This window comes from Chloroflexota bacterium, assembly GCA_018829775.1.
GTDB lineage: Bacteria > Chloroflexota > Dehalococcoidia > Dehalococcoidales > RBG-16-60-22 > E44-bin89.
This window is the reverse complement of sequence record JAHJTL010000069.1, coordinates 1-9,059: the sequence shown is the minus strand read 5'-3', so window position 1 is coordinate 9,059 and position 9,059 is coordinate 1. Positions and strand designations below refer to the sequence as shown.

Sequence of the window (9,059 nt, the reverse complement as noted above, 5' to 3'; positions counted from 1 at the left end):
GTATCTTTTCGCCACTGGAAATTATGAGGTAAGAGACGATTGAGGATAACAACGCCCCGAGTGCCACGCCGGCCAGAATGAGCGTCGTTACAGGCAGTGTTTTGCCGACGCGCGCCAGCATATAGACCACGGTGGTGCTGAGCAGTGCGCCGGTGAAGGCGAGCAGCGGGATAATCCCGAACCCCAGAGCGTGCCAGGCTGGGGGAAGCATAAAGCCGATGACTGCTCCCAGTGCCGCTCCCTGTGCCACCCCTATCAGATATGGGTCGGCGAGTGGATTTCGGAAAAGGCCCTGATAGGTAGCGCCAGCCGCCGCCAGTGCCGCACCGACCATTCCCGCCAGCATGACCCTGGGCAAACGTATATCCACGACAATCGTTTCCAAAGTGCTCGCCCACTTGGGCGTTATCTCAACCAGCGGCAGCTTGGAAAGCAGAATACTGCAGGTCGTCCAGAACGGTATCGAGACGCTCCCCACCGTGGTCGCCAGGGCAGCGACAACTGCCAGCAGGATTATCAGTCCCACAATGCCATAAACTCGGCCACGCCAGTGGAGCAAATGTACCGGCGGAGTACTGGTCATTTGGACTCCTCGAACAGTTCCGGATGTATGAATTGGGCCAGTTTCTCCAGCCCCTCAACCATCCTCGGCCCGGGGCGACTGGTCAGGTCGGAGTCTATCTCGTAGATTCGATTATTCAATCGAGCTTCAACTTCAGCCAGCCTGGGTTCATTCAAAGCGAATTGCATCGGCACGTCCTGGCCGCTGCCATGGCCGCTGCCGGCGATAATCACCTGAGGATTGGCCATAATCACAGCTTCCAAACTTATCTTGGGATATTCTTCGGTCAGGTCTCGGGAAATGCTGACCCCTCCGGCCCTTTCAATAAGCTCATTGATGCGGGTTGCTGAACCCACCGTCATCAGTGGGTCATGCCACAGAATATAAAGAACCCGCAGCTTCCCTTCCTCAGGCAGGGCGGCTGTTCTATCCGTTACCGCCGCAATCCGGTCCTCCATTTCTCCGGTTAGATGAGAGGCCGCCTCTTCTTTCCCGGTAACTTTTCCAATCAGATTAATCGCTTCGATTACCTCGTCAACGGTTACCGGGTCCAGCGCTAATACGGTCAGGCCAAGCTGTTCCAGTCGTGGTATGACTTCATCCTGGTGAATGTTGGCCGCCAGTATGAGGTCTGGCTGCATTTCCACCACTTTCTCGATATCGACCGTGGAATACCCTCCTATCTGCGGTTTTTGCTGGGCTGCCTCCGGGTAATCACAGAATTCCGTTACGCCCGCCAGTCTGTCTTCCAGTCCCAGAGCATACAGGATTTCGGTATTGCTCGGCGCCAGTGATATTATCTTTTCGGGCAGTTTCTCCACTCTGACTATCCTTCCCGCCTGGTCGACGATTTCCAGAGGGAATGCCGCCCCCTCAACGTGTGGCGCTGTTGGTTCTTTACTGGCATTTAGTGTACAGGCCACTATCAGCCAGGTGATTATGACCAGAGCCATAGCGAGCATTGCCGTCGTTTGCCACTTTACCTTCATCTCTGCCTCCCGCTACCAGTATTAAAAATAAAAAACCCCTCTCCAGCGAGGGGAATTAAAAAGTCCTACTCCTCCCCGCGGAGCAATGTAGGATATCAGGGGCTGGCGTTCTGACTTATGATGGCTTGACCATCACTCACAGCGGCGCGGCCGCGTCGGTCTTTCACCGACTTGCCTTCCGTTTAAGTCCTAACTCACGTTAGGACGCCCCTGCATCTTTATTCTCAATTATAACTTACTATATTTATGGTGAACAATGCAATATTTTATTGGTTTTATTTGCATTTGGTTGGAATTGGTTTTATCCTCTACTAAAGGAATTAGTAGGGGGTATTTATTATGCACATCAAATACAGCGAAAAGACAGAAAGGCGGTTGCAAATGATTGTCAAAGCGATGATTAATTTGGCGGTCGCTGGGTTAGGCATCTGGTTAGCATGGAAGGAATTAGGGCAATTTATATTCTATGAGCCTGTTTTCTGGCTAATAATTGCACTTTGGGGTTATCTTAGTATTTCGCTTTTTTGGGTGAAATGGGATGAGGCTGCTAAAAAAACTACGGATGAAAAGATAGATGATTTAATTGAAAAACTAGATATATTTATTGCTGAAATTAAACTTGATAGAGAAAAGGAACGAAAGGGGGTAAGTAATAATGGAGAATGAAATAGTATGTAAAAACTGTGGTGCTGAAGGCGTGCTTAAATACGGCACATACAAAGGCGTTCAACGCTACTGGTGCAAAGTGTGCCAGCGTAAGTTCAAGGCTGATGATACCCTATTCCATATGAAGACGCCTGCCAATCAAGTATCATCGGCATTGAATTCATACTATGAGGGAATGAGTATCAAGGCTATCCGCAGGCACTTACTTCAAGAACACGCCAATGCACCTTCAACCGCCACGATTTACGAATGGATACAAAAATACACTCAATATGCTACGGACAGCATAGAGGGCTATCAGCCTAAAAAGATAGGCGATACTTGGATTGCCGATGAGACAGTTCTGGAGATAGACGGACAAAATGTTTGGCTGTGGGATATTATAGACGATAAAACACGCTTCTTGCTGGCAACCCGCATATCAACAAGCCGTACAACTAGAGATGCCCAGATGCTATACGACAAGGCGGTCAAAACGGCGGGCAAAGAACCACAGACTGTGATAACCGATAAGCTGGCTTCTTACCTAGACGTGCGCTACGGCAAAGATACCGAGCATATCCAGAGCAGACCATTTGCATTAGGGGATAACACGCAGAAGATAGAGCGATTTCACGGCACGCTGAAACAGCGTACAAAGGTAATGCGGGGATTGAAAAATATTGAAAGTGCCATAGACTTCGTTAATGGTTGGCTGGTGCATTACAACTATTTGAGACCACACGATGCTTTAGACGATAAGACCCCCGCAGAAGTGGCGGGGATAGATTTCCCCTATAAGAACTGGGCAGATATAACACGCCATAAGCCAACAAAGCCTATCACAGTATCGCACGTGAAACGTGGCACTATGAGGTTGCAAAAGACGCAGATAGGCAGACCCAAGAAGCGTATTAGGATAACTCCGAAGACACCGCCGATATCGTTAAAGAGGGTGAGGTTAGAGCGATGATGGAGATAGAATTTATTATACTGACAATAGCCTTGATTGTATTATCGCTATTATCTGTTTATTGTGGAGTAAAATTCGTAATCGGATTTGTAGCGTGGAAGAAGCTACGAGCGATTAGACAAAATATACCAAATGGCGAATGTGAAATAGCACAAAAACAAGGCTATCAAAAAGCCAATGGTTACGCCAGAAGCGAAGGGGTGCAAATTAGTCCATTCTGTATATCTGCGGATAATCCAAATAACAACGCCTATGAATATGGCAGAAAATACACCATAGCCAATCCATTTAAGAATATCTTTATCAGTCATATTGCAAGCATTATATCAAGGGTAAAACGATGTATCAACCAAAAGCAAATAAAACCATTTTATTCTTCAAAGATAGCATTACTTATTTAAAATATGAGCATAACTATTGTGCTGGCAGTTTTCCTTCTTCTACGGCGCTGCTATCTTGTTTCTGAGAGTACCGATACCTTCTATCTCCACTTCGGTAATATCACCAACATTCACCGGACACAAGCCTCCCCCTGGCGTTCCCGTCCAGACCACGTCTCCAGGCTGCAGGGTCATAAAGGCCGATATGTAGCTGACCAGCTTCTCTACTCCGAAGTTCATAAGCCCGGTATTGCTGTCCTGCTGGACTTTACCATTGAGCCGGCTTTTTATTTTCAGGTTATGAGAGTCAAGGCCGGTTACCAGAAACGGGCCCAACGGCCCTGACGTGTCAAAGCCCTTGGACCTGGTCAGTCGCCCATCCAACTGGCTGAGGTCGGGGGTGGTGAAGTCGTTGCCGCAGGTGTAGCCGAGGACATAATTAAGCGCCTCTTCTTCCGCCACATCTTTAGCTCGACGCTTGATGACGCAACATAGCTCTCCCTCGTAGCATAAGTTCTGGGACACCTTGGGATATATTACGTCGTCCTCCGGACCAACAATGGTGTGCAATGGTTTGAAAAACAGCGCCGGCTGCTTGGGAACCTCCCAGCCCAGTTCCTTAATATGGTCCATGTAGTTCATACCACAGGCGATGGTGATGCTGGGCTCTACCGGGGCCAAAAGTTTTATATCCCCCAGTTGACACAATTTAGCTCCCTTCCTAAATTCCCGGTAAAGGTCGCCTTCAAGAGCATAAATGTCTTCACCCTCTACAATCCCCCAGGTCGCCTTGCCCTGCCACTGAAATCGCGCGATTTTCACCAGTTCTTCTCCTTTGCCCGATTATTTATATAATATTCCGCCATTACCATAGAGCAATTATTTTATAATCTAAAAATGAAATAAATTCAAGTAATAAATTATGCCTCCCATAGCAAATCATTCCATAATATTTTAGAGATTGCTTTATTAATGGCTACAAAATAAAATCAATATAAGGTAAAATATCGCCACAGGCATTGAGGGAGGATTAGATATGCAGAGTAATATCCCTCGGAAAGTAAGAAGACAAATCCGGCAGGGGAACCTGCTAAAGCCTACATGTGGACTGGCCCCCGGTTTTACGCAAGCGAACCTGGTAGTTTTGCCGAAGGAGTATGCCTTTGATTTCCTCATTTTCTGTCAGCGCAATCCCAAGCCCTGCCCTGTCCTGGAAGTGCTCGAACCTGGCAAATATGAACCGACCTTAACTGCGCCGACTGCTGATATCCGGGTGGATATTCCCCTCTACCGGGTCTATCAGGACGGTAAGCTCACTGCCGAAGTGAAAGATATTAAAGAATACTGGAACGATGAACTGGTCTCATTCCTGCTGGGATGCAGCTTCACCTTTGAAACCGCCCTGATAAGGGCAGGCATTTCAATGCGCCACATCGAAGAAGGTAAAGGTAAGAATGTATCTATGTATGTCACCAATGTGCCCACGACTCCTGCCGGAATATTCCAGGGGCCTCTGGTGGTGAGTATGCGTCCCATTCCCCGAGACAAGGTGGTGAAAGCGGTGCAGATTACCTCGCGGTATCCCGGGGTGCACGGCGCTCCGGTTCATATCGGCGAGCCGGAGAGAATCGGGATTGCCGACCTGTCGAAGCCGGACTGGGGTGACCCATCTGTCTTCAAAGAGAACGAGGTGCCCGTATTCTGGGCCTGCGGCGTGACGCCGCAGGCCGTGGCCTTAAAATCAAAGCCCACGCTGATGATTACCCACTCGCCGGGACATATGTTCATCACCGACCTGCGAGATGAGGACCTGGCAGTCCTGTAAGAAATATATGCATTCAATTCTGGAGGTATAAAACGGCTAAGACGATTGATTTCAACTGCGACCTCGGCGAGAGCTACGGTAGTTACAAGCTCGGCCTTGATGAACAGCTAATGCCTTACATTACCTCGGCCAATATTGCCTGTGGTTTCCATGCCGGCGACCCGATATGGATGCAAAGAACAGTTGGGCTGGCGGAAAAGGCCGGCGTGGCCATCGGGGCGCATCCCGGCCTTCCTGACCTTATCGGCTTCGGGCGCAGGGAGATGAAAATCACGCCGCAAGAAGCCAAAAATTACGTAAAGTATCAGGTCGGGGCGCTCCAGGCCTTCACCAAAGCAAACCGTTTACAACACGTGAAGCCGCATGGTGCACTGTACAACATGGGAGTGACCGATAAGGCAATCGCGAGGGCTATTGCCGAGGCGGTTGGCGAAGTTGACGATAAAATGATACTGGTTGGACTTTCCGGCTCGGTATGGATTGAAGCCGGCGAAGAGGTCGGCCTCAAGGTAGCGCGCGAGGTCTTTGCCGACCGCGCCTTAAATCCGGATGGGACCCTCGTGCCGAGAAGCCAGCCCGGGTCGGTTATCGAAGACACAGAACAGGTCATCGCCGCCAGTTTGAAAATGGTCCTGGAGCAAAAAGCCACGGCAATCGATGGCAGGGAAATTCCGATTGAAGCTGACACCATATGTCTGCACGGTGATACGCCGGGCGCCGTCGAACTGGCTCGAAAGCTAAGGGAACGGATGGAAGAGGCGGGGATTCAGGTCATATCAATAAGCAAGTTTCTCTGATTTTTAAGCCATGATATATGAAGAACCTCGGTTCCTCAGTGGCGGTGACCGAGCTATCTTTGTTGAATTTGGGGATAGCATTGACCCGGACGTTAACCAGCGCGTTAGAAACCTCAAGCTTGCCATAGAAAGGGCGGGAATTCCCGGAGTAGTAGAGTCCGTTCCCACATATCGCTCTCTCCTGGTGTACTTTGAACCTTTGCAGGTCAGCGCTCCCAAACTTCGGGAAACGGTATTCAACCTGCTCCAATCCGCAATTGAAAATGAATTACCGAAACGCAGGCTGATTGAGATACCGACCGCCTACGGGGGCGAGTTCGGCCCTGATTTAGAACTGGTCGCCCAGCACAACAATCTTAGCGCCGCCGAAGTTGTCCGGATACACAGCGGTACGGGTTATTTGATATATATGATTGGCTTCATGCCGGGATTTCCGTATCTTGGCGGTATGTCGCCAAAAATCGCCACGCCCCGAAAAACAACGCCGCGCCTGAAGCTACCGGCCGGCTCGGTTGGCATAGCCGGCAATCAGACCGGCATCTACCCGGCGGAAAGCCCCGGTGGCTGGCAAATCATCGGGAGGACACCGCTCGAGCTTTTTCACCCCACCCGGGAGCCACCCGCAATATTGCGAGCTGGTGATTACCTGACCTTTATCAGCGTTACCCCAGAAGAGTTCACCATGATAAAAGAAACGGTCCGAAACGGGACATATCGACTAAATGAGGAGTCGATAGATTAGAATAAGTATGAAAGTATTTGAAGTAATTCAGCCGGGGCCATTGACCACAGTGCAGGACCTCGGCCGATTCGGCTACCAGCAATACGGCGTGCCGACCTCGGGAGCGCTGGACAATTACGCCTTTCGCATCGGCAACCTCCTGGTCGGCAACGAGGAAGGGGCGTCTTCGCTGGAAATAACGCTGCTCGGCTGCCAGTTACGTACACTTCAGGATATAAAGGTCGCCATTACCGGGGCTGACCTGGCAGCGACGATAAACGGTAAGCCTGCTCCTGCCTGGGAAAGCCTGCTGATAAAAAGCGGCGATGTTCTTTCTTTCCCCCGATTAGACAGCGGTTGCCGGGCCTATCTAGCCATTTCCGGAGGTATCGATGTTCCCGAGGTGATGAAAAGCGCTTCCACTTATATCAAGGCCGGTATCGGCGGGTTAAGCGGCAGACCACTGCGCCAGGGAGATACTTTAAAAGCCCATGAAAGCACCGCTTCCGCGGCCGTAACTAGGCTTCCTTCCGAATACATACCGGCATATGAAAACCAGATTACCCTTCGGGTCATTTTAGGGCCCCAAGATGATTTTTTCACCGAGGAAGGTATCTGCACCTTTCTTAATTCTGAATACACTGTTACCACTCAGGCGGACCGCATGGGCTATCGCCTGGAAGGTCCCCGCATAGAGCACCGTGAGGAAGCCGATATTATATCCGACGGTATCCCGCTTGGCGCCATCCAGGTGCCCGGAGATGGATTGCCCATTATTTTACTCGCCGACCGGCAGACCACCGGCGGCTATACCAAAATCGCCACCGTCATCAGCATAGATATACCGAAAGTGGCGCAGGCAAAGCCGGGAGATAAAATAAAGTTTCAACAGGTAACCGAAGAACAAGCCGTTGCCTTGTTGAAAAAATACGAGCAGCAGATGGCAACGATCAAATCAATCCTGCAAGCCTGACCTTCCTTGACAATCCAACGAAGTTATATTAGCGTAGGTAATCAAATGGATAGCGTAGGAGGAATTATGAACTCATTAAGAGGTGTTATATGCCAGAAATAATCAAAGTGGCCGCCGTCCAGACGGACCCCAAGTTGATGCAGAACAAGGATAATATGGCAAGCATGATTAAGGCTGTGAAAAGTGCCGCCGATAACAAGGCGAACCTGGTCGTGTTCCCGGAATGCCACCTCACTGGCTACGTATTTAAAAGTCGCCAGGAGGCATTACCTTTTGCCGAAACCATTCCTGGACCAAGCACCGAAGAACTGATTCCCCTCTGTAAACAACTAAACGTCTATGTCATTTTTGGCCTTCTGGAAAAGGCAGACGATAAACTGTTCAACGCTTTAGCATTCGTTGGGCCTGAGGGGCTTGTTGGCAGCTATAGAAAGATTCATCTCCCTTTCTTGGGAATCGACCGTTTTGTAGACAAGGGTGGCCGGCCGTTTCAGGTTTACTCGACGCCTATTGGCAAAATAGGTATGCATATTTGCTACGATATTCTCTTTCCCGAAAGTGCCCGAATAATGACGCTGTTGGGTGCGGATATAGTAGTTCTCTCCACGAATTTCCCCCAGGGTCGTGGCGAGGCACTTAATTGCGTAGCCAGAGCCAGAACCATTGAAAATAAGATTCATGTGGTGTTGTCCGACCGTGTTGGCACCGAGAGGGGCTTCACCTTTGCTGGCCTGAGCAACGTTGTTGACGTTACCGGTGAAGTCTTGAGTCTCGCCAGTCCCGATAAAGAGGAAATCGTATACGGCGAGGTTAATCTGGACGCAGCACGGCAGAAGCATCGGGTTTTCATACCAGGAGAGTGGGAGATAGATAACATAGAGGACCGGCGGCCGGAGCTATATGGAGTTATATCTCAAACCGTGCGCCCGACCCAGAAAACCTAACTCTCTTCTTCCTCTTCTTCCTCAATCTCTGCCCTGGCATCTTCAATGATGTTGCCTATCAAAACGCCTTCAATTTCGGCACGCGCTCCAAACACCGGCGTGCCTTCCACTTCGGTTACATACACCATAACCTCACCCTCTATGCCTTCCAGAGTCATCACCCAAGGGCTTGAATTTTCCTCACCTTCACTAAGGGTAATTATGGTGCCTTCAAACCACTGCGTTTCAGCTTCTTCTTGCTCCTCCAGCT

At 49.9% G+C, this 9,059-nt stretch carries 12 protein-coding genes and 1 riboswitch; of the genes, 8 read left to right on the top strand and 4 right to left on the bottom strand.

What is annotated here, in order from left to right:
- Positions 1–583, bottom strand: a 583-nt coding sequence (locus KKD83_06745) for an iron chelate uptake ABC transporter family permease subunit (GenBank protein ID MBU2535844.1), incomplete at its 3' end; no start/stop codon positions are given.
- Positions 580–1,551 (bottom strand): cobalamin-binding protein, encoded by a 972-nt coding sequence (locus tag KKD83_06740; protein MBU2535843.1) that lies wholly within the window; start codon positions 1,549–1,551, stop codon positions 580–582. The genes KKD83_06745 and KKD83_06740, both read right to left, overlap by 4 nt.
- Before the next feature lie 82 nt (positions 1,552–1,633).
- Positions 1,634–1,778, bottom strand: a riboswitch (cobalamin riboswitch).
- A gap of 112 nt (positions 1,779–1,890) precedes the next feature.
- Here KKD83_06740 and KKD83_06735 point away from each other — a divergent pair.
- From KKD83_06735 to KKD83_06725, 3 genes are read left to right on the top strand one after another with little or no spacing between them, the layout of a single operon-like run.
- A complete protein-coding gene (locus KKD83_06735) occupies positions 1,891–2,217 on the top strand; it encodes a hypothetical protein (GenBank protein ID MBU2535842.1) in 327 nt (108 codons plus the stop codon).
- A complete protein-coding gene (locus tag KKD83_06730) occupies positions 2,207–3,169 on the top strand; it encodes a DDE-type integrase/transposase/recombinase (GenBank protein MBU2535841.1) in 963 nt (320 codons plus the stop codon). Before KKD83_06735 ends, KKD83_06730 begins: the two co-directional genes overlap by 11 nt.
- A complete protein-coding gene (locus tag KKD83_06725; GenBank protein MBU2535840.1) occupies positions 3,166–3,570 on the top strand; it encodes a hypothetical protein in 405 nt (134 codons plus the stop codon). The genes KKD83_06730 and KKD83_06725 overlap by 4 nt, the downstream gene beginning before the upstream one ends.
- Before the next feature lie 39 nt (positions 3,571–3,609).
- On the opposite strand, the gene KKD83_06720 is transcribed toward KKD83_06725, so the two are convergent.
- A complete protein-coding gene (locus KKD83_06720) occupies positions 3,610–4,371 on the bottom strand; it encodes a fumarylacetoacetate hydrolase family protein (protein ID MBU2535839.1) in 762 nt (253 codons plus the stop codon).
- A 214-nt stretch (positions 4,372–4,585) separates the two neighbouring features.
- On the opposite strand from KKD83_06720, the gene KKD83_06715 reads away from it, so the two are divergent.
- From KKD83_06715 to KKD83_06695, 5 genes are all read left to right on the top strand, one after another.
- Positions 4,586–5,374 (top strand): putative hydro-lyase, encoded by a 789-nt coding sequence (locus KKD83_06715; GenBank protein ID MBU2535838.1) that lies wholly within the window; start codon positions 4,586–4,588, stop codon positions 5,372–5,374.
- Positions 5,375–5,418: 44 nt separating this feature from the next.
- A complete protein-coding gene (locus KKD83_06710) occupies positions 5,419–6,171 on the top strand; it encodes a LamB/YcsF family protein (protein MBU2535837.1) in 753 nt (250 codons plus the stop codon).
- Positions 6,172–6,184: 13 nt separating this feature from the next.
- Entirely contained in the window at positions 6,185–6,913 is a 729-nt protein-coding gene (gene pxpB / locus KKD83_06705) for a 5-oxoprolinase subunit PxpB (GenBank protein ID MBU2535836.1), read from the top strand.
- A gap of 7 nt (positions 6,914–6,920) precedes the next feature.
- Positions 6,921–7,865: a biotin-dependent carboxyltransferase family protein gene (locus KKD83_06700; GenBank protein ID MBU2535835.1), complete on the top strand. Its 945-nt coding sequence runs from the start codon at positions 6,921–6,923 to the stop codon at positions 7,863–7,865.
- Positions 7,866–7,966: 101 nt separating this feature from the next.
- A complete protein-coding gene (locus KKD83_06695) occupies positions 7,967–8,809 on the top strand; it encodes a carbon-nitrogen hydrolase family protein (GenBank protein MBU2535834.1) in 843 nt (280 codons plus the stop codon).
- Here the strand turns inward: KKD83_06695 and KKD83_06690 are convergent.
- The coding region (locus KKD83_06690) for a hypothetical protein (protein MBU2535833.1) at positions 8,806–9,059 on the bottom strand (254 nt) is incomplete at its 5' end. The genes KKD83_06695 and KKD83_06690 overlap by 4 nt on opposite strands.